Origin of the sequence: Shimia isoporae (assembly GCF_004346865.1) — a bacterium.
In the GTDB taxonomy this organism is placed as follows: Bacteria; Pseudomonadota; Alphaproteobacteria; order Rhodobacterales; family Rhodobacteraceae; genus Shimia; species Shimia isoporae.
Map to the genome: position 1 here is coordinate 48,328 of NZ_SMGR01000003.1, position 19,080 is coordinate 67,407.

The following is a 19,080-nucleotide window of genomic DNA, read 5'->3' on the forward strand; positions in this document are numbered from 1 at the left end:
ACCCGCACCGATGTTAAACCGACGTTTTGCAGACGTTTTGCAGCTTACTGCAAACGCTCGGCGACCATTGCGATCAGTTTCTTGTGATCGATATCAAATTTGCGGATGCCTTCGGCCAGTTTCTCGGTCGCCATCGCATCTTGATTCAGCTCCCAGCGGAACGTCGCCTCATCCATTTTGACAGGGGCAATACCACTGGCATTCTCCGGCGACAGGACACGCGGAAGCTCGGCCTCCTCGTTGCCCATTTCTTCAAGAAGCGCAGGTGCAATCGTCAGGTTGTCACACCCCGCCAACGCCTTGATTTGGCCGGCATTCCGGAAGGACGCGCCCATCACCACCGTTTTGATGCCGTTGGACTTGTAGTAGTCGTAGATGCCGCGCACAGACTTCACGCCGGGGTCTTCGTCAGGCGCATACCCTTCAACGCCTTCAGCTGCTTTGTACCAGTCCGTGATCCGGCCAACGAACGGCGAGATCAGGAAAGCATTTGCATCGGCACAGGCCACAGCTTGCGCCATCGAGAAGAGCAGCGTCAGGTTACAATCAATCCCTTGATCTTGAAGGATTTCCGCTGCGCGAATACCCTCCCAGGTCGAGGCCAGCTTGATCAAGATACGGTCTTTACCGATACCACGCTCTGCGTAGTCCGCCACAATTGCCTGGGCACGTTTTACAGATGCGCCGGTATCAAACGACAGACATGCATCCACCTCAGTAGACACTCGACCCGGAACCAGCGACGTGAGGCGCGCACCAACCGCAACAGTCAACGCATCTGCCACCTGCTCCGCAGTCCAGCCCGCCGCGCGACCTTTTTCGATTTCGGCAGCCACCAGCTCTTCCGAGCCGGCGTCTTTAAGCGCGGCCAGAACCAACGACGGGTTGGTGGTGCAATCCACCGGCTGATATTTCTTGACCGCCTCGACCTCGCCGGTATCGGCGACAACCACGGTCATCTCTCTCAACTGATCCAAAACGCTTGCCACGTTTGTTCTCCTTTTCCCGTCGCGCCGTTGGCGCAACTCAATCATATGATGGGGTCATCGCCTTGTAGTCCGCTTTGCCCCTTACAAACAACACCCAAAGGCCACGAAGTGGTATCGCCGTACGGGAACAGCTTCACAAAAGAAAAGGCCGCGCTCATGGCGCGGCCTTTCTTGAAATATTACGCGGCGATTCAAACGAGTTTCTGCAGCATGTCTTTCTCATATGCCGCAAGATCATCGAACTTGCCCGCTTGTACCTGATTGGCCCAATCTGGGTTCGCGATCAGCGCCCTCCCTACGGCTACCATATCGAATTCGTCCTTTTCAAAACGCTCGATCAGGTTATCAAGGCTCGCCGGCTCTGCCTCATTGAACTCGACAAAACCGTCTTCCGGCAGAAAATCCTGATTGAGCCCAACGCTACCCACCGTGATTGTCGGCTTGCCGGTCAATTTCCGCGCCCAGCCCGCAAGATTCAAATCGCTGCCTTCAAATTCCGGCTCCCAGAAACGACGTGTGGAGCAATGGAAAATATCGACACCCGCTTCGGCAAGTGGCTTGAGAAATCCCTCCAACTCCTCCGGCGTCTCGCACAAACGTGCAGAGTAGTCCTGTTGTTTCCATTGTGAAAAACGGAAGATGATTGGGAAGTCTTCGCCGACCGCGGCCCGAACAGCTTTCACCAATTCCAGCGCAAATCTCGAACGCCCTGCCAGATCGCCGCCGTACTCGTCCTCACGCACGTTGGTGCCATCCCAGAAGAACTGGTCAATCAAATACCCATGGGCGCCGTGCAGCTCGATCGCATCAAAACCGATCTTTTTGGCATCTGCTGCCGCTTTGGCAAATGCAGCGATGACTTCGTCAATGTCCGCTTGCTCCATCGCGTGTCCGGTCACCTTGCCCGGTTTCGCCATACCGCTTGGGCTGTGACCTGGCTCTGCGCCGCCAGGCTCAACGCCCGGACGACGAACGCCACCCACGTGCCAGAGCTGAGGCGCGATTTTTCCGCCCGCTTCATGCACCGCGTCCACAACTTTCTTCCACCCGGCCAAAGAGTCATCACCCGAAAACGCGGGTACATTCGGATACGCAATGGCCGCCTTGTGACCGACAAATGTGCCTTCAGTGATAATCAGCCCGACACCACCCTCAGCTCGCGCTTTGTAATAGGCGATGTTTTTGGAGTTTGGCACGTTGCCCGGAGAATACATCCGGGTCATTGGCGCCATCGCCACACGATTCTTGACCTGTAGCTTTCCCAGATCAACCGGGGTGAACAGAATTTCCTGACGGCTCATTTTGTCTCTTCCTTGTCTCCGCGGGCAACGCGACTGTGCACGATCGCCCTTATTTGCCTCACACTTGACCACCGTTGGGCACCAGCGCAATCGCTTCCCCCCGATTCAACTGATTTCTGACCCGACGTCGCAAGTGTTTGACAGAGGGTTAACACCTTGTTACGCGGCACATGAACCGTTGGGGTGCCTCAATCCGAGGCTGAGAGGTGTTCACGCATCAACCCATCGAACCTGATCCGGGCAATACCGGCGGAGGGAACGGTCAAGATGCGCACCCCGTGTGTTTTCTGAGAACTGACGTCTTCCCCGTTGTCGTTGCCCATCTGAAAGGAGCAACGCATGACGTCTATCGCGCTGACCATCGCAGGATCCGACAGCGGGGGCGGAGCCGGAATACAGGCAGATATCAAAGCGATGTCTGCGCTTGGCGTCTTTGGTGCCAGTGTCATTACCGCAGTGACCGCACAAAACACCCAAGCCGTCACCGCTGTTCACGGCGTACCGCTGGACATGGTGAGAGCGCAGATCGATGCCGTGCTCTCGGACCTTGATGTCAGCGCAATCAAGATCGGAATGCTGGCAACGCCACAGATCATCGACACCGTTGGGATGGCTATCAAAGACTACGCAGGCCCAGTCGTACTTGATCCCGTCATGATTGCAAAGTCGGGTGATGCCTTGCTGGCCACAGAGGCTGTTGACACCCTGCGCAGTGTTTTACTGCCCCGAGCAACTCTGGTGACGCCCAACTTGCCGGAAGCGGGCGTTCTTCTGGGTCGCCCCTCGGCCGAGAATACCGAAACGATGACGTCTCAGGGTCAAGCCCTGTGCAAGCTGGGGGCACAATCTGTCCTGATGAAAGGCGGACATGCCAAAGGCGACCTGTGCCATGACATTTTGCTTGAGAACGGGACAGTCTCCGCGGAGTTCACCGCGCCGCGTCAAGACACGCGAAACACACATGGAACAGGTTGTACTTTGTCTTCGTCCATTGCGGCGGGCCTTGCGAAGGGACTTTTAATGCAGGAAGCCGTCGCCGAAGCACACACCTACCTTCAAGGGGCCATCGCCGCCGCCGACGCACTGACTGTCGGTAGTGGCCACGGTCCTGTCCACCACTTCCATCAGGTTTGGGCCACGTGACCGAATTTTCCGTCATAGGAGCGGGCGTCGCGGGTCTTGCGGTTGCGACAGAACTGGTCGCGCGCGGTTGCAAAGTGCAGGTGTACGACCCCGCTGGGCCGCCGGGCCCGCATGGCTGCTCATGGTGGGCCGGTGGTATGTTGGCTCCATGGTGTGAATACGAAAACGCCGAGGAAGCGGTTCTTCGTCTAGGACAAGAAGCTATCGAGTGGTGGGCTTCAAAAACCCGCGTGTCACGTCAGGGCACTCTGGTTGTTGCCAGCCGGCGCGACCTTCCGGATCTGCGCCGCTTTGCTCGTCGCACCGAAGGGTTTGTGGAAGTCGGTCTGCAAATCATGGATCTTGAGCCCGATTTACACGCATTCTCGCAAGGACTGTTCTTTGATCAGGAGGCGCATCTCGATCCAAGACTCGCGCTGCAAGACCTGTATATTTCTCTTCTCTCCAAAGGTGTCATTTTCCATCGGACGCAAGCGCCCAAGCGCTTGGAAAACGCGATTGATTGCCGTGGTCTTTCGGCTCGAGACGCACTGCCGGACCTGAGAGGGGTCAAGGGAGAAATGTTGGTAGTGCGCGCGCCCGACGTGACCCTGAATCGCCCGGTACGTCTTTTGCACCCCCGCATCCCCATCTACGTCGTACCGCGGGGTGCCGACACTTTCATGCTCGGCGCGACCATGATCGAAAGCGAAGACAGCAACCGGATCACCGCCCGCTCAATGCTTGAATTGCTGAGTGCAGCCTATGCGCTCAATCCGGCTTTCGGAGAAGCAGAAGTGCTCGAGATTGGCGTCGATCTGCGACCTGCGTTTCCCGACAACCTGCCCCGTATCCGCAGGCATGAATCAACCATCTATGCCAACGGACTTTTTCGCCACGGTTACTTGCTCGCTCCCGCTTTGGCGCGAGGCGTCGCCGACTTGGCGCTCGACAATCAATCCTCGGAGATGGTGGATGAAGATTTTGCTTAACGGCACGCCCCGTGAAACCACGGCAAAAACACTGGATGTCTTACTCGCTGAGTGCGGATACTCCGGGCGCGTGGCCACAGCTATTAATGAGGACTTCGTGCCAGCTGCCGCGCGCTGCAAAACGGATCTCCATGATGGCGACCGTATCGAAGTCGTCGCGCCGATGCAGGGAGGCTGAATATGCGCTCTTTCTACGGCACCGATCTTACCAACCCTCTCATGTTGGGCACAGCCCAATATCCCAGTCCGGCGATCTTGAAAGAGGCGTTTGCCGCATCAGGCGCCGCTGTCGCAACTGTCTCGCTCCGGCGCGAAGGCGCGGGAGGAACAGGGCAAGCGTTTTGGCAAATGATTCAGGCCCTCGGCGTTCAAATTCTACCAAATACCGCTGGATGTCATACCGTCAAAGAGGCCGTGACAACAGCCCGGATGGCGCGCGAGGTATTTGGCACCAACTGGATCAAGCTTGAGCTCATAGGTCACACCGACAGCCTGCAACCGGATGTTTTCCAACTCGTGGAGACCGCTCGCATCCTCGCTGACGACGGCTTCCAGGTGTTTCCATACACGACAGAAGATCTCATTGTCGGCGAACGCCTGCTTAAAGCTGGCTGCGAAGTTCTCATGCCATGGGGAGCGCCCATCGGCTCTGGTCGCGGCCTCTCCAACAAATACGCCCTGCGTGCAATGCGCGCAGAATTTCCTGACGTCCCACTCGTGGTCGATGCAGGTATTGGCCTGCCGAGCCACGCGGCACAGGCGATGGAACTCGGATACGATGCTGTTTTGCTCAACACTGCCGTTGCGCGAGCAGGCGACCCGGTCGCGATGGCCCGCGCAATGATGGCAGCAATCGAGGCTGGGCAACTCGCACATCAGGCCGACCCGATAGAGGCCCGAGACATGGCCGAGCCCTCCACACCCGTCATTGGAAAGGCTTTCCTATCATGACCTTACACCGTTTCTACCCCATCTTTGACCATAGCCGCTGGCTTACGCGCGTGCTTCCTCTGGGCGTGAAACTGGTGCAGCTGCGGATCAAAGATCAGCCGGATAGCATCGTGGCAGAGCAAATTGCCCTATCCCAAGACCTCTGCCGACAACACGGTGCCACTCTGGTGATTAACGATTATTGGCAGGCAGCCATCGACGCAGGATGCGAGTGGGTTCATCTGGGACAAGAAGATCTTGAAGAAGCCGATCTCTCCGCCATCCGCAGGGCCGGATTGAAACTCGGGGTGTCCACACATGATGACGCGGAACTGGACCGCGCACTCGCCGTTGCGCCGGACTATATCGCGCTTGGCCCCGTGTATCCGACCATCCTCAAAAAAATGAAATGGCATGAGCAAGGGCTTCCGCGACTGACTGAATGGAAAGCCCGCGTCGGGAAAATCCCACTTGTGGGCATCGGGGGCATGTCCGTCGAACGGGCTGAGGGTGTATTTGCCGCCGGTGCCGACATCATTTCTGTCGTTACCGATATCACTCTGAACGCTGACCCGGAGAGGCGCGTCGAACAATGGATTGACGCCACACGATGAACCGCTACGCCAGACAGACGATCCTTCCCGAAGTCGGCGAGACAGGGCAGGCAAAACTTTCGGCTGCCAAAATTCTGGTCGTCGGGGCCGGAGGACTGGCTGCACCAGTTCTGCCTCTACTTGCTACAGCCGGAATTGGTCAGATAACGATCATCGACGGTGACTTCATCGATCTATCCAACCTCCATCGCCAGACGCTGTTTGGCGAGCGTGATTGCGGTCGACTCAAGGCGGAAACTGCGGCCGCGCGCCTCATGGAACGCAACAGTGGAATAACGGTGCATGCACTGAGCACGCGACTAACTCCCGACAACGCTCTCGGATTATTGGCCGAGGTCGATCTCGTCCTTGACTGTGCCGACAATTACGCAGTCAGTTATCTGCTTAGCGATCTCTGCCTGGAAGCCCAAATCCCCCTGATAAGTGCGTCCGTTCTGGCATTTGGTGGCTACGTTGGAGGATTTTGCGCCAAAGCCCCTTCGCTGCGGGCAGTTTTCCCCGAGGCTCCGGAAAGCGCTGCGAATTGCGCGACCGCAGGCGTTCTTGGACCCGTTGTCGGCGTGATCGGCGCAATGCAGGCGCAGATGGCACTAAACACTATTCTTCAGCTGGAACCCTCGCCTTTGGGGCATCTCTTTCAGCTGGACGCACGCACAATGCGCGCCAGCAGTTTTCGGTTTGATGATGCGTCAGAACCGGCCACTGCGTTTCGGTTCGTTTCAGCCGCCGCACTGACGGCGACAGACACCATAATCGACCTGCGATCTGTCGAGGAAGCGCCAAAACCTGCGCACCCCAAGGCCCTCCGAATTCTACCGCAGGACCTTGCTAAGAACCTGACACCCAAAAATCAGCGTCTCGCGCTCTGCTGCCAAACCGGTCTGCGCGCCTGGCGCACAGCCGAAAACATTCAATCTATTTGGCCTGACGAGATCGTGCTCGTCGCGGCCTCAGCATCATGACGAACAGGAAGGAAACCTCATGAAATATCTCATCACGGCCTTGGCGATGCTGGCCGCCGCGCCCGCGGCTGCAGCAGACAAAATGACCGTTCTGCTGGACTGGTTCATCAATCCCGACCACGGGCCGATCATCATTGCGCAGGAAAACGGCTACTTTGCCGACCAGGGTCTCGAAGTTGAGATTGTACCGCCAGCCGACCCCTCCGCGCCGCCGCGTCTTGTCGCCGCCGGCCAGGCCGATCTCGCTGTTTCCTACCAGCCACAACTGCACTTGCAGATCCATGAGGGCCTGCCGCTCAAGCGCGTTGGCACTCTCGTCGCCACACCTCTCAACTGTCTTCTCGTTCTCGAAGACGGCCCGATCAAATCTCCGGCTGATCTAAGGAACAAGAAAATCGGCTTTTCCGTCGCCGGCGTAGAAGAGGCAGTCTTGGACGCTGTTCTCGGCAATCACGGCGTCAGCACCGACGACATCGAGATGATCAATGTCAATTTCTCGCTTTCTCCGTCGCTGATGTCCGGCCAGGTAGACGCCGTTATCGGCGCCTTCCGCAACTTTGAACTCAACCAGATGGACATCGAAGGCGTTGCTGGCCGCTGCTTTTACATAGAAGAAGAAGGTGTGCCGTCTTACGACGAGTTGATTTATGTGGCCAACCCGGACCGCATGGACACCGATAAGGTGGAACGCTTTCTTGCGGCGACAGAAAAAGCGACCCAATACATCGTCAACAACCCCCAAAAAAGCTGGGAAATATTTGCAGCCACCTCGACCGAACTGCAAGACGAACTGAACGCACGTGCATGGGTCGATACACTGCCCCGCTTCGCCTTGCGACCGGCAGGCTTTGACGCGGGGCGCTATGCACGTTTTGAACAGTTCCTGCTCGACAGCGGCATGATCAACAGCCTGAACCCGGTTGACGAAATCACCATCGACGTGACTGCCAAATGAGCGATACCTACGGCCGCGCCTTCTCGCTGATGCGCGAGAAGGCACCAGAAGCATGGCGGGACTACACCCGTCATGCCTTTGTCGAAAGCATGAAAGACGGCTCACTGCCAAAAGAGGCCTTTCTACACTATCTGCGCCAAGACTATGTGTTCCTCATCCATTTCTCCCGCGCATGGGCGTTGGCAATTGTTAAGTCAGAAACCCACGAAGAAATGCTTGGCGCCGTCGGCACCGTCAACGCACTCGTGGCGGAAGAAATGCAGTTGCACGTCGGTGTTTGCGAAGACGCTGGCATCTCGCAAGATCAACTTTTTTCAACCAATGAACGCGCCGAAAACCTCGCTTACACCCGCTTTGTCCTCGAAGCCGGATACAGCGGAGATTTGCTTGATCTGCTGGCTGCACTTGCGCCTTGCGTCATGGGATATGGTGAAATCGGCTTGCGTTTGGCGGCGGAAAAGACATCCGAAGAATATGGTGATTGGATCGCGACATATTCCAGCGATGGCTACCAGGACAGCTGCAAGGCCGTAGGCAAGCTGCTCGAAGAGGCGCTGATCCGGCGGTTGGGTGTTTCCTATGAAACCTCCCCACGATGGCGCCGGCTTTGCGACACCTTCCGTCAAGCCACCGAGCTTGAGGTCGGTTTCTGGCAAATGGGCCTTACACCTTGAACAAGGCACCAGCAGTCAAGATCGAGGGCGGCGCAACGCTTCAGAACGCGCCGCTCTTCGCTCCCCTTTCCCTGACTTTGAATGCCGGGGAATGGACATGCCTGCTTGGTGGATCCGGCGTCGGCAAATCCACATTGCTCAGACTGATGTGCGACCTGCCCACCGCGGCAGACTTCAAAGGCCAGATCAGTGCCTCTGACAATTTTCTTGTCGCACCTCGAGTCGCTTACATGGCGCAAAGTGACCTTTTGCTACCTTGGGCGACTGTTGCGCAAAACACTTTGTTGGGTACCCGTTTGCGTGGCGGAACGCCGGACACCGACCGTTTGGAACGGATACTCGAGCGCGTCGGTTTGGCCAAACACGCTGACAAAAAACCTTCGGAGCTGTCCGGTGGCCAACGCCAACGTGTGGCTCTTGCCCGCACCTTGATGGAAGACAAACCAGTGATCCTGCTGGACGAGCCCTTCTCCGCACTCGACGCTCAGACCCGCGCCGCGATGCAGGATCTCGCGGTTGAAACCCTTTCCGGCAAAACCGTCCTGATGGTGACGCACGATCCTACCGAAGCTTCCCGACTCGGACATAAAATTGTTGTCATGACACCTGCTGGTCTCTCGTTTTTCGCCCCCCCAGAAGCGCCCGTCCCACGGCCTATTGATGACCAAGAGACACTCACGTGTCAGGCCGCACTGCTGCGCCATCTCCGGGAGGATCTTTCGTGAAAGCTCTACCGGCATTCGCCGCAATCATCTTTGCAGTTACCCTCTGGCAAGCAATTGTCTCCCTCACCGGCCTGCCAAAGTTCATTCTTCCCGGTCCGGTGCAAGTTGCAGAAACGTGGTGGCAAAACCGCTTAGTGATCGCAGAACACACCTTGGTAACTGCAATGGAGGTGATGATCGGCCTCGCGATTGGCACAGCGCTTGGCATTGTCACCGCAATCCAGCTCGCCACATCCCGCGCGGCGCGGGTTTTGGTGCAGCCCCTTCTTGTCTTTACTCAAGCGCTGCCTGTTTTTGCCCTCGCACCAATCCTGACACTTTGGCTTGGCTTCGGCCTTTGGTCCAAAGTCGCCATGGCCGTATTGATCATCTACTTCCCTGTAACATCTGCCTTCTTCGACGGCCTCATGCGAACGCCACAAGGTTACTTGGATCTTGCCACAACCATGCAAGCCAACCCGCGGCGCGTCCTCTTGCACATCCGAATTCCGGCCGCCTTGCCGTCGCTGGCATCCGGAATTCGCCTCGCTGCCGTTTACGCGCCAATTGGCGCCGTGATCGGTGAGTGGGTCGGTGCTTCGAAGGGGCTCGGATATCTGATGCTACTGGCCAACGGCCGCGCAAAGACCGACTTGATGTTCGCGGCTATGCTGACGCTCGGACTTTTTTCGGTGCTGCTACATCTCGCGATCCGATTTGCCACACGCAACCTTGGCAAGCACGACTCCCAATAGAAAACCCGCCAAAGACCCGATTTCAGGGTCAAATTGTGCATTTCCGGCGATTCATCCGCCTCAAAAGGCGAAAGTTTCTTGGACTTGAGCGCCGATTGAAATAGGAGAGGCAAAAATTTAACAGCCAGACTACGGCAGATGCAGCCCAGAACGGGCGCGGCGCAACCGGAAGGCCAAAATGCAAACTTCGATCCCACTCACCTCTCGTCCCCAAAACACACTCTTCGGCCAAGGCGACATTTTTGTCTTGTTCGGTGAACTGTTCGGTCGTGGCTATGCCACCGGTTTGATTGACTCCGCCAAGGCGGCGGGCATGGAGGTGATTGGCATCACCGTCGGCAGACGGCAGGATGATGGGTCCCTGCGTGCCCTGACTGATGAAGAACTTGCAGAAGCCGAAACCAACCTCGGCGGTCGTATCATTAACATTCCGCTCATGGCTGGCTTTGACATGGATGCACCGGAGGGCGGCGCAACTCCGACTGACATGCTCAAGGACATGACCCTCGAGAACTGGCAGGACTACAAACTCGATTGGGCCGCCGTGGACAACTGCCGCAACATTGGCACGACACGCTTCAAAACCGCGCTGGATCAGGTTCTGGCAGAACTGCAGGGAATGATACCGGCTGGCCGCAACGTGTTTGTTGCGCACACAATGGCCGGAGGCATACCGCGCGCCAAGGCATTCATGGCCATTGCCAACCGCATTTACAAAGGCCGCGGTGCTCGACACCTGTCCAGCCAAGCGCTTCTGGACAGTGATCTGGGTAAACTCATTCTTCAGAACTTTGACGAGGTAACCGCCAACAGTTTTGGTCATCTGCTTGACCAATCTGCGGATTTGCGGACCCATGTCGAGGCTGGAGGCGGGCAAATCCGCTACACCGCATATGGCTATCATGGCACGCGTATTCTAATTGGCGGCAATTACCGTTGGCAGACCTACACCAGCTACACTCAGGGCTACGCAAAAATGCGCCTCGAAGGTTTTGCGCAGTCGGCATGGGACAAGGGGATCAAGGCCACAGTGTTCAACTGCCCGGAAATCCGGACCAATTCCTCTGACGTTTTTGCGGGCATCGAGCTGTCTTTGGTTCCGCTTCTTGAAGCCTTCCGGAAAGAAGGCGGCGGCGCGTGGGCCGATGCTGTTTGGCAGGAATGTCAGGCACTTCTAAAGGACGATGTGACGCTTGAGTCCATCCTTCAAACGGTTGGTGAGTACCAGCAATCCGACGCGATGCAGCCTTTCTATAACTTCGCAGAATGGCCAATGGCGAATTCTGCGGATCAGGTCGAGATGACCGTGGGTACATCGCAAGACATCGTGGCACTGCACAACGACCGCAAGGCGCTCGTCAGCGACGTTCTGAGCCATCATGTTGTGAACGCCACCGGCCAGTTGATCTTTGGCTCCGCCAGCCAGCCGGAAGGCCCGGTGCTTTGGCTGGACCACGATCTGGTCGCACAGCAACTGATCGCAACCAACTGACCACATCGGTTCTGACAAAAAAAAGGCCCGCTGAAAATTAGCGGGCCTTTTTTGTATGACCTGAACTTCAGGTGTGGGCAGTCAACGGATCTGGATCCGAAGACCGTTTTAGCAAACCACGTAGGCGCATAATCAGCACGTAGAGTGGCGCTGTGAAAACGGCCCCGATCAGAACGGCAGTCACCATACCGCCGAAGACCGCTTGACCAAGCGCCGCGAGCGCACCTGCGCCAGCACCGCCTGCGAGCACGAGAGGCGTGGCTCCCAGCACAACGGCCAAAGCCGTCATCAAAAGAGGCCGGAAACGCTGCTGCGCCGCTGTCTTGGCTGCGAGAACCAAGTCTTCTCCCGCATCCACACGCTTCTTGGCAACATCCACAATCAGGATCGCATTGCGTGCTGCCATGCCGATCATCAGCACCAGACCAATCTGTGTGTAAAGGCTAATGTCGCCACCAGCGGCCCACGTGTGCAGGAAGGTGCCCAGCAACGCGGTTGGAACAACCAGCAGGATTGCGAGAGGAGCAGCCCAGCTTTCGTATTGTGCCGCCATAATGAGGAAGGCAAAGAGCATTGCGAGCGCAAAGGCAATTCCTGCTGTGGAGCCGGCCTCAGTCTCTTGGTAAGTCTGTCCGGTCCACTCGAAGCTGAAGCCGTTTCCAAGTGCCGTCGAAGCAATCCGTTCCATCGCTTCGATCGCGTCACCAGATGAAAACCCTTCCGCAGGCTCGCCACTGATCACAACAGACCCATAAAGGTTGTAACTGGTCAATGTTTGCGGCCCTGTCACATCCTTCAGGTCAACAAGGGAAGAAATTGGCACCACCTCTCCGGTTTGGGCACGCACATAGGTGTTGCGCAGGTCCCCATCATCGTTGCGATACTCGGCGTCCGCCTGCACCATGACAGGCACACGTTTTCCGAACATCGTTATGTCGTTGACAAAGTAGCCACCCAGTTGCGCCTGCATGGTCGTGAACACGTCATCCACACGCACACCCGCCATTTTGGATTTAACACGGTCAAGATCCACGAACTTTTGCGGGACTTCCGCACGGAATGTGCTGAACCCATAGGCCAACTCCGGCGCCGCATTGATTTCTGCCAATACCACATCTAAAGCCTCCGCCATTTGAACAGGTGAACGACCTTGCGTGTCCTGCAGGACAAATTCGAACCCTGCCGAGTTGCCCATGCCAGGTATGGTCGGACTCTCGAAAGGCAGAACCAGCGCTTCATCGAAGGTCTCCAGTACAGCAGCCGTCTCGATGAATATTTCGCGCTGGCTTGCTTCCCTTTGGTCCCAGTGCTCCAACGCAACGATCATGATGCCTGCCGAAGGAACGGTTGCGCCCTCGAGCAAGGAGCCACCAGCCAGAGTGATCACGTCACGGACACCGTCTATCGCCCGTACCTCCGCAGCCATTGCATCGACAACCTCTGATGTCCGACCGACCGCCGCGGCGTCAGGTAGCTGGACTTCAACAAAGAACGACCCTTGATCTTCCGACGGCACGAAGCCGGTGGGCATGTTTGTCGCCAGCCCGTAAACCCCGCCGATGAGGCCTGCGTAGAGCACCAAGGCAAGCGGCAGTCTACGGGACAGGCAATCGGACAAGTTGACGTAACCCCTGGTGATCCAGTTCAGCATGTCGTTGAACTTGCGCAGAAAAAGTGGCGGCTGTTTGTGCTCCGCATCCAGAAGCAGCACACACAGCGCTGGCACCAAGGTCACGGCCACGATAGTGGAAATCAGAACCGCCATAGACAAAACAACGCCGAACTGAGCATAGATGATTCCCACCATGCCCGGCATCAGGGACACCGGCCCAAAGACCGCTAGAAGGACGGCGGCTCCCGCAATCAAGGGGCTACCAACGTTCTGCATCGCCTCAAGGGTTGCTGTGCGCACGTCTACCGCCTTCTCTGCCAAGACACGCTCCACGTCCTCCAACACGATGATGGCTGCATCGACCACAACACCGATCGCCAAAATCATGGCCAACAGGCTGATAAGATTGATCGAATATCCCAAAGCCAACATAACTCCGAAGGTCCCGACCAAGGACGGCGGAATTGTCGCCAACGGGATCAATGTCGCACGAAGGTTTTGCAAAAAGACATAGGTGACGGCGGTGACAAGAGCGACCGCAATAAAGAGCGTGATGATGACTTCGTGTATGCTCACCTCGACAAAGGTGGTGGCGTCATACGGCACGTCATATTGCAATCCTGCTGGGAAACTCTGAGAAACAGTCGCCATTGCATGGCGAACACCCTCGGCCACATCCAGAGCATTTGCCCCCGGTTGCTGATAGATCGCCAGCACAGCCGCGGCCTGCCCGTTCACCTTACCGACAGAGCCCGCGAACTCGGCGCCAAGCTCGAACCGCGCCACATCTGACAACATAAGGATTTTACCGTTGGGCTCAGCGCGCAGAACAATTTCAGAGAACTCGTCCGCATTGGCCATTCGGCCCTTTGTCTGAAGCGTATAGGTAAAGTCTTGGTCGGGCGACGGCGCCGCACCGATTGAGCCTGCCGCTGCAACAAAGTTCTGTTCACTCACTGCCGCAATCACGTCTTGTGCCACAACATCGTTGGCATGCATCGCAATCGGATCAAGCCAAATACGCGCGGCATAATCCTGAATGTTCATAATTTCTGCCTTGCCGACACCTGGTACGCGCAGCAGAGCATCGACCACATTGAGGCTCGCGTAATTCGCCAGAAACAGTTCTTCGTGATCGGCTTCAGATGTCACAGTCACAACTTGCAGAATTGTCGGGCTTTCCTTCTCAACGGAAATCCCCTGTCGCCGAACGTCTTCTGGCAGTTTTGGCAAAGCCTTGTTGACCCGGTTCTGTGTCAGGGTCTGGGCTTTGTCAGGGTCTGCACCAACCTTAAAGGTCACCACCAGCTGATAACTTCCATCATTTGACGCTGTTGATTTCATGTAAATCATGTCCTCAACGCCGTTGATTTCGCGCTCCAGAACAACGCCAACGGTGTCCTGCATTGTTGTCGCGTTAGCCCCTGGAAAAGTTGCCGTAACCACCACGTTTGGGGGTACGATGTCAGGGTACTGAGAAACCGGCATGATCGCCGCTGCCAACAACCCCGCGACAGTTACCACAATGGAAATGACGGCCGAGAACCGGGGGTGATCTGTGAAAAACTTGTACATAATCCCTATTCCTCAATGGGGTCGACCTGAGAGCCGGCGCCGATACGTTGCAAATTGCTTGTTGCGATAATTTCACCGGGGGTGAGGCCAGAGCGGACCAGCCACCAGCCATCGACCTGAGGTCCAAACTCAGCGTAACGCGGCTCCACAATGCCGTCCGTTGTTACGACCATCACGTATTGGCCTTGCTGGTCAGTTTGCACAGACTGCGCAGGCACAGCGAGGTGTTCCGCGCCGGCTTCCACAACTTGCACAACGCCAGCCTGACCATGCCAAAGCGTCTTGTCAGGATTATCAAAGATCACCTGAACTCCGACCGTGCCGGTCTTGGCGTCTATTTCGTTGGTCGAGGCCACTACCTCGCCTGGGAGGCCGTAGAGGGAGCCATCCGCCAACGTGAGGCTGACTTCGAACTCCACACCTTGCTCGGCCTGTTGCGTAAGTTGACGGTCAAGTTTTTCGTCGATGTGCACCCAGGCCCGCATCTGATCAATGACATTGAGCGTTCCCAACACAGTGCCCGGTGTTACCAGATCACCAATCGCGTTTCCGGCGCTTGCGACCACCCCGTTGTGTTGTGCTTTGACCACAGCACGAGACAGATCAAGCTCGGCCCGATCAAGCGTCGCTCTTGCGACGGCAGCATTGGCTTCGGCTTTGGCCAAATCAGCGCGGTATTGGTCGAGATCATGCTGGGCAATCCGTCCGGATTCCCCTAGGGTTTCTGCGCGTGCCGCACCAAGGCGCGCGAATTCCAAATCGGCTTCAGCAAGGGCCAAGGCCGCACTGGCCGCGTTTCTTGCGACCTCATAATCGATCGTGTCAATCTCGAAAAGCACGTCACCGGTCTTGGCAAATGTACCGGAATGCGCACGTTTGTTCAGGTGCCCTTGGACGCGCGCGATCATCTTGATGTGCTCATAAGCCCGCAGCTTGGTCGGGAACGTCAGAACAGGCGCTACGTCTTCGATCGCAACAGTATGTGTTTTGACGGGGATGCCCTCCGCGCTCGCGGACCCCAGGAAAACAGCCAAACATGACATCGTACCGGCAACCGTCGCCAGCACTTTGCGGTGTGCTCTGGGGGAAGTAGGGATATGAAAATTCATGGCGTTTCTCTTTTTGTGACAATGTGTTGGAGAAACCGAGGCCTTAGGCCTCGGCGCATAGCGCGTTCCGGAAATCAGTTTCCGAAGAAGTAGTTGATCGAGAATTTGATTTGTCCGTCCCAATCGCCCAAGGCATCGCGATAAACGGCATAGGCGCCGATGGAAGCATCAACGGCGCCACCGTTGCCCTGCACCATCGTTTTGCCGATCGAGACCCCTACCGGGACATTCCAACCGTTGGTCGCTGCCGGTCCGTTGTCGGTGTAGGAAATCGTGTTGTTGTAACCAACGTAGACACCTTCAGCGCTTGGCAGGTTGTAGAAAACGATGGGTTGAAAGGAAGTAACGGAGGTATTCTGCTCGTTCACCATGTGCGAGACAATACCGCCATAGGACCAGTTTCCGGCAAAACCGAACCCGACCGCCGCCGCCCCGATCGCGTTGCCTAGCCCGGCGATGGACTCATGAGTGCGAGTTTTGAGCGAAATCTGAGGGCCAAATCCGAACTTGAATCCGGTCTGGTTGCCCGGCACGTAGAAAGCTTGCAACACAACGTCGCCTACTCCGGCATCTTTGCCGAACTGCAGCGGCACAACCCCCCTCAGGATCAGGTTGCCGTTGTCGCCCTTGATTGTGTGCACAGGTTGCAGCTGAAACTGCGTACCGGACTCGGTCGCGGTGTTGTCTGTCATGATGGCCGTCACCGGTGCGAGCGGATCTTGCGCGTTGCGTGCTGCTTGGCATGCGTCGTCACAGCCATCGTCGGCAGAGGCCATAGATGCTGAAAGCAGTGCGGCAGTAAGAAGTGTGATTTTGCGTGTCATTGGTCTGACCTTGGTAAAGATGTTACATAATTTCATTCATGAGATGTGATTTTTCATCCCTCGAGGCAGAAATGTCGCCACTACTTCATCATTTCAAGAACAATTCATCAAAAAATCTGCATGGCTCCCATGTCAAATCGACATAACAAATTATACCACTGATTTTATTGACTTTTGTGAACTCGCTCACCCTTCTCTTCATTTTGAGGATGAACCCAGCCCCCTCTATTAACAGTAATTAACTGTATAATACCTACCACACCCGTTCCTCCTGACTATATCTTCATTCATACACATAGATGGAGAAATCATATGGAGCATCTTTCCCTGCTAGCAAAAGTCAGAAAACTCTACCCCGCGACCACCGCAGCCGGTCAGGACCTTGTCATGCGGGCAGCCGACCTTAGGTTGTGCCGAGGCTTGCCGTTGGCCGCGACGCCGCACCTCTTGACGGCGGCAAACCGTCGCTTCAACAGCGCATTGGAAGAAACCGCCCGTTGTGCTGCGAGAGAAACAAACGAGCACAATCCCGAAAACCTCATGAAATTTATTGCAGGTTTTCTGGCCAAAGTTGCCATGGTCAGCCCGCAATGGCACGAGGTGTTCCCCACAATCATCGACGCGATGTATCGCGCCAACTTCGCCACGCCTTCACTTTTTGAAAAAGCGATTGAAAGGGAAATTGGCATTGTCCCTGACGCCTACATCATCGCCGCATAAATAGGACAAAGCGCATCTCACCAGGTGCGCTTTCAACGTCTGAAAGGCGCTAAACGACCTTCAATGCACCAATCAATTTATCTGCAAGCGTCTGGTTGATCGGGAGAGACAAAAGTTGCTCTTCGAAGTCGACACCGTGTTGCGAAACCTTGGACAAAGCCTCTTGAGCAAGCCCTTTTTCTCCGGCCAAAGCATGTGCTGCCGCAATCATCAGCCAGTCGTTCGCGCAGTCTCTTGCATCAACGAACCGCAATTTGGTCGAGGCGTCTTCATACCGCTCGTTGGCAATATCCTCCAAAGCCAGAGTGATATTCGTCCAAACTGGCAAAATTGGGTTGTTTTCCGTTGCACGCCGGACCAGATCCGCCCCTTCTTCGGCCTTGCCTAAAATGGCGTACCAACCTCCTGCCATGGCGATCAACAAACTACCGTTGGGATTGACCGAAATCGCTGCATCGGACAGGCGATGAAACCGCGCCCGATCTTTTCTAAGCATTGCATAAACCGCTCCGGCAAACAGGGCTTCCTGCCCTTGTGGCGACAGTGACACAGCGCGTTCCGCGTGATCGCCGCCGGTCCGGAGAACTTCCTGCATTTTGAGGTCTCCGAACAAAAACCTGTCAAGGTACCCCAACGCCAGAAGCGCGTGGGCAAGCCCGCTTTTTGGATTTCCCTGCACCGCTTTGTCGGCGATGTCGACGAACTCTTTCAGGCTGTCCAGCCGGTTCCTCCGCAAGTGCCCATGAAACGCCAGTAGCGCCTCATAAACGCTCGCATCCGACTTATCACGACCCGCATACCGCGCTGCCAGATCATCCCCGACAACGCCGTAAGCATCCACCAATCGGGTGGCACATTGACGGGCGATGTCCTCTTGCACCGAAAAAGCGTCGTCACTGTCCACGGCGAGATCAAACCTCTCCGACCAGACCAGAAGGTTGTCATCTGTGCGCTTCAACTGCACAGTAATGCGCATTCGGGAGCCGGAATCGCGCACGTTCCCGCTCAGAAGGTAGTCACACTGCTGCAAAGCGGAAGCAGTTGCTGGCTGACCGTCGATATCTGCACCCGCGTCCCATCCGGAGTAAACGCGCAAGTTATCAAAACGGGAAAGCTCCATGGCGATCTCTTCGGGCAAACCCTGACGGTACAGTCCAGCCCGAGGTGTCTCACCCCCCTCAAAGTCCCGCACTCCGATCGACGGCATGGCCGAGAGAGTTGCTGGCGCCAACGAGACCGGCTTGTGAGCGACCTTGGCAAACACAGGACGGTATTGCCCCTTGGGAACATCTATTCGCAGCGTGTCCTGAGCACCCGCCGTCAAATAGTAATGTTCAATGGCTTTGCGCAGCTTGGTCGCCTCGATGCGGACAACCGGATCGTTGTTGGAATCAAAATTCCCGCCACGACCGAAAACGTCCATCGCCAAGGCCGTTCCGCGCAATTCCGCGCCTCGGCCTTCGAGCTCTTCGTTCACCAGATGCGAAAAAAACGTCTTCACACGCGGCCCCGCTGTAAAGTCCGGCGAGCCGACCATTCTTGAAAGCTGCGCCAGAATTTCCTCGGAAGCTATTTCCTGCACGTAACCCCTCCAAATGGGTCTTTGGCCCTAAGCAAGCCTAGGACGGCACCAGTTCAAAAACTATGCAACGAAACGCGCGACAAAGTCATCACGCAAGCGCGGCAAGTCGCCGTGCAACGATTTGGCGGTTAGAGCGCCATTTCCAACCCAGCGCAGCCTTACGGCTGG

The 19,080-nt window shown here is 56.4% G+C and carries 18 protein-coding genes and 1 riboswitch; of the genes, 12 read left to right on the forward strand and 6 right to left on the reverse strand.

All coding sequences use genetic code 11. The annotated features are described in order from the left end of the window. Positions 1–44: 44 nt before the first annotated feature. Both tal and BXY66_RS14560 read right to left on the reverse strand, forming a co-directional pair. A complete protein-coding gene (gene tal / locus BXY66_RS14555; protein WP_165929195.1) occupies positions 45–989 on the reverse strand; it encodes a transaldolase in 945 nt (314 codons plus the stop codon). Positions 990–1,180: 191 nt separating this feature from the next. Next, positions 1,181–2,290, reverse strand: a complete 1,110-nt coding sequence (locus BXY66_RS14560) for an NADH:flavin oxidoreductase (protein ID WP_132861123.1) — start codon at positions 2,288–2,290, stop codon at positions 1,181–1,183. Between the two features lie 169 nt (positions 2,291–2,459). Next, positions 2,460–2,565, forward strand: a riboswitch (TPP riboswitch). 64 nt (positions 2,566–2,629) lie between these two features. Between BXY66_RS14560 and thiD the strand changes: the two genes are divergently transcribed. The 11 genes from thiD to BXY66_RS14615 all read left to right on the forward strand — a co-directional run bounded on the left by thiD (position 2,630) and on the right by BXY66_RS14615 (position 11,490). Next, the gene (thiD, locus tag BXY66_RS14565; RefSeq protein WP_132861124.1) at positions 2,630–3,433 is read left to right on the forward strand and encodes a bifunctional hydroxymethylpyrimidine kinase/phosphomethylpyrimidine kinase; all 804 of its coding nucleotides are present in this window, start codon (positions 2,630–2,632) and stop codon (positions 3,431–3,433) included. Continuing rightward, positions 3,430–4,404, forward strand: coding sequence for an FAD-dependent oxidoreductase (locus BXY66_RS14570; RefSeq protein WP_132861125.1), 975 nt, complete (start codon positions 3,430–3,432; stop codon positions 4,402–4,404). Before thiD ends, BXY66_RS14570 begins: the two co-directional genes overlap by 4 nt. Then, positions 4,388–4,582, forward strand: coding sequence for a sulfur carrier protein ThiS (gene thiS, locus BXY66_RS14575; RefSeq protein ID WP_132861126.1), 195 nt, complete (start codon positions 4,388–4,390; stop codon positions 4,580–4,582). Before BXY66_RS14570 ends, thiS begins: the two co-directional genes overlap by 17 nt. Before the next feature lie 2 nt (positions 4,583–4,584). Next, positions 4,585–5,355, forward strand: coding sequence for a thiazole synthase (locus BXY66_RS14580; RefSeq protein ID WP_132861127.1), 771 nt, complete (start codon positions 4,585–4,587; stop codon positions 5,353–5,355). Next, the gene (locus BXY66_RS14585; RefSeq protein WP_132861128.1) at positions 5,352–5,948 is read left to right on the forward strand and encodes a thiamine phosphate synthase; all 597 of its coding nucleotides are present in this window, start codon (positions 5,352–5,354) and stop codon (positions 5,946–5,948) included. Before BXY66_RS14580 ends, BXY66_RS14585 begins: the two co-directional genes overlap by 4 nt. Then, positions 5,945–6,910 carry a HesA/MoeB/ThiF family protein gene (locus BXY66_RS14590; RefSeq protein WP_132861129.1) on the forward strand — a complete coding sequence of 322 codons (966 nt, stop codon included), beginning with the start codon at positions 5,945–5,947 and terminating at the stop codon, positions 6,908–6,910. The genes BXY66_RS14585 and BXY66_RS14590 overlap by 4 nt, the downstream gene beginning before the upstream one ends. A 19-nt stretch (positions 6,911–6,929) precedes the next feature. Beyond that, the gene (locus BXY66_RS14595) at positions 6,930–7,865 is read left to right on the forward strand and encodes an ABC transporter substrate-binding protein (RefSeq protein WP_132861130.1); all 936 of its coding nucleotides are present in this window, start codon (positions 6,930–6,932) and stop codon (positions 7,863–7,865) included. Further along, a complete protein-coding gene (locus BXY66_RS14600; protein WP_132861131.1) occupies positions 7,862–8,539 on the forward strand; it encodes a TenA family protein in 678 nt (225 codons plus the stop codon). The genes BXY66_RS14595 and BXY66_RS14600 overlap by 4 nt, the downstream gene beginning before the upstream one ends. Continuing rightward, complete coding sequence (locus BXY66_RS14605; protein WP_132861132.1) at positions 8,536–9,264, forward strand: ABC transporter ATP-binding protein; 729 nt, start codon at positions 8,536–8,538, stop codon at positions 9,262–9,264. The genes BXY66_RS14600 and BXY66_RS14605 overlap by 4 nt, the downstream gene beginning before the upstream one ends. Continuing rightward, on the forward strand, positions 9,261–9,998 hold the full coding sequence (locus tag BXY66_RS14610; RefSeq protein ID WP_132861133.1) for an ABC transporter permease: 738 nt from the start codon (positions 9,261–9,263) through the stop codon (positions 9,996–9,998). Before BXY66_RS14605 ends, BXY66_RS14610 begins: the two co-directional genes overlap by 4 nt. A 178-nt stretch (positions 9,999–10,176) precedes the next feature. Beyond that, on the forward strand, positions 10,177–11,490 hold the full coding sequence (locus BXY66_RS14615) for an enoyl ACP reductase FabMG family protein (protein WP_132861134.1): 1,314 nt from the start codon (positions 10,177–10,179) through the stop codon (positions 11,488–11,490). 67 nt (positions 11,491–11,557) lie between these two features. Here BXY66_RS14615 and BXY66_RS14620 read toward each other — a convergent pair whose 3' ends face one another. The 3 genes from BXY66_RS14620 to BXY66_RS14630 all read right to left on the reverse strand — a co-directional run bounded on the left by BXY66_RS14620 (position 11,558) and on the right by BXY66_RS14630 (position 16,610). Next, entirely contained in the window at positions 11,558–14,677 is a 3,120-nt protein-coding gene (locus BXY66_RS14620) for an efflux RND transporter permease subunit (protein ID WP_132861135.1), read from the reverse strand. A 5-nt stretch (positions 14,678–14,682) separates the two neighbouring features. Further along, positions 14,683–15,786 (reverse strand): efflux RND transporter periplasmic adaptor subunit, encoded by a 1,104-nt coding sequence (locus BXY66_RS14625; protein WP_132861136.1) that lies wholly within the window; start codon positions 15,784–15,786, stop codon positions 14,683–14,685. A gap of 74 nt (positions 15,787–15,860) precedes the next feature. Further along, complete coding sequence (locus BXY66_RS14630) at positions 15,861–16,610, reverse strand: hypothetical protein (RefSeq protein WP_132861137.1); 750 nt, start codon at positions 16,608–16,610, stop codon at positions 15,861–15,863. Positions 16,611–16,922: 312 nt separating this feature from the next. Between BXY66_RS14630 and BXY66_RS14635 the strand changes: the two genes are divergently transcribed. Beyond that, positions 16,923–17,330, forward strand: a complete 408-nt coding sequence (locus BXY66_RS14635) for a hypothetical protein (protein ID WP_132861138.1) — start codon at positions 16,923–16,925, stop codon at positions 17,328–17,330. Positions 17,331–17,379: 49 nt separating this feature from the next. On the opposite strand, the gene BXY66_RS14640 is transcribed toward BXY66_RS14635, so the two are convergent. After that, positions 17,380–18,912, reverse strand: coding sequence for a hypothetical protein (locus BXY66_RS14640; protein WP_132861139.1), 1,533 nt, complete (start codon positions 18,910–18,912; stop codon positions 17,380–17,382). Positions 18,913–19,080: the final 168 nt, after the last annotated feature.

What these genes read in the sequence shown, in the direction of transcription:
- BXY66_RS14560 (WP_132861123.1), bottom strand. Translation starts at nt 2,290, where the DNA reads ATGAGCCGTCAGGAAATTCTGTTCACCCCGGTTGATCTGGGAAAGCTA.
- thiD (WP_132861124.1), top strand. Translation starts at nt 2,630, where the DNA reads ATGACGTCTATCGCGCTGACCATCGCAGGATCCGACAGCGGGGGCGGA.
- thiS (WP_132861126.1), top strand. Translation starts at nt 4,388, where the DNA reads ATGAAGATTTTGCTTAACGGCACGCCCCGTGAAACCACGGCAAAAACA.
- BXY66_RS14580 (WP_132861127.1), top strand. Translation starts at nt 4,585, where the DNA reads ATGCGCTCTTTCTACGGCACCGATCTTACCAACCCTCTCATGTTGGGC.
- BXY66_RS14585 (WP_132861128.1), top strand. Translation starts at nt 5,352, where the DNA reads ATGACCTTACACCGTTTCTACCCCATCTTTGACCATAGCCGCTGGCTT.
- BXY66_RS14590 (WP_132861129.1), top strand. Translation starts at nt 5,945, where the DNA reads ATGAACCGCTACGCCAGACAGACGATCCTTCCCGAAGTCGGCGAGACA.
- BXY66_RS14595 (WP_132861130.1), top strand. Translation starts at nt 6,930, where the DNA reads ATGAAATATCTCATCACGGCCTTGGCGATGCTGGCCGCCGCGCCCGCG.
- BXY66_RS14600 (WP_132861131.1), top strand. Translation starts at nt 7,862, where the DNA reads ATGAGCGATACCTACGGCCGCGCCTTCTCGCTGATGCGCGAGAAGGCA.
- BXY66_RS14615 (WP_132861134.1), top strand. Translation starts at nt 10,177, where the DNA reads ATGCAAACTTCGATCCCACTCACCTCTCGTCCCCAAAACACACTCTTC.
- BXY66_RS14620 (WP_132861135.1), bottom strand. Translation starts at nt 14,677, where the DNA reads ATGTACAAGTTTTTCACAGATCACCCCCGGTTCTCGGCCGTCATTTCC.
- BXY66_RS14625 (WP_132861136.1), bottom strand. Translation starts at nt 15,786, where the DNA reads ATGAATTTTCATATCCCTACTTCCCCCAGAGCACACCGCAAAGTGCTG.
- BXY66_RS14630 (WP_132861137.1), bottom strand. Translation starts at nt 16,610, where the DNA reads ATGACACGCAAAATCACACTTCTTACTGCCGCACTGCTTTCAGCATCT.
- BXY66_RS14635 (WP_132861138.1), top strand. Translation starts at nt 16,923, where the DNA reads ATGGAGCATCTTTCCCTGCTAGCAAAAGTCAGAAAACTCTACCCCGCG.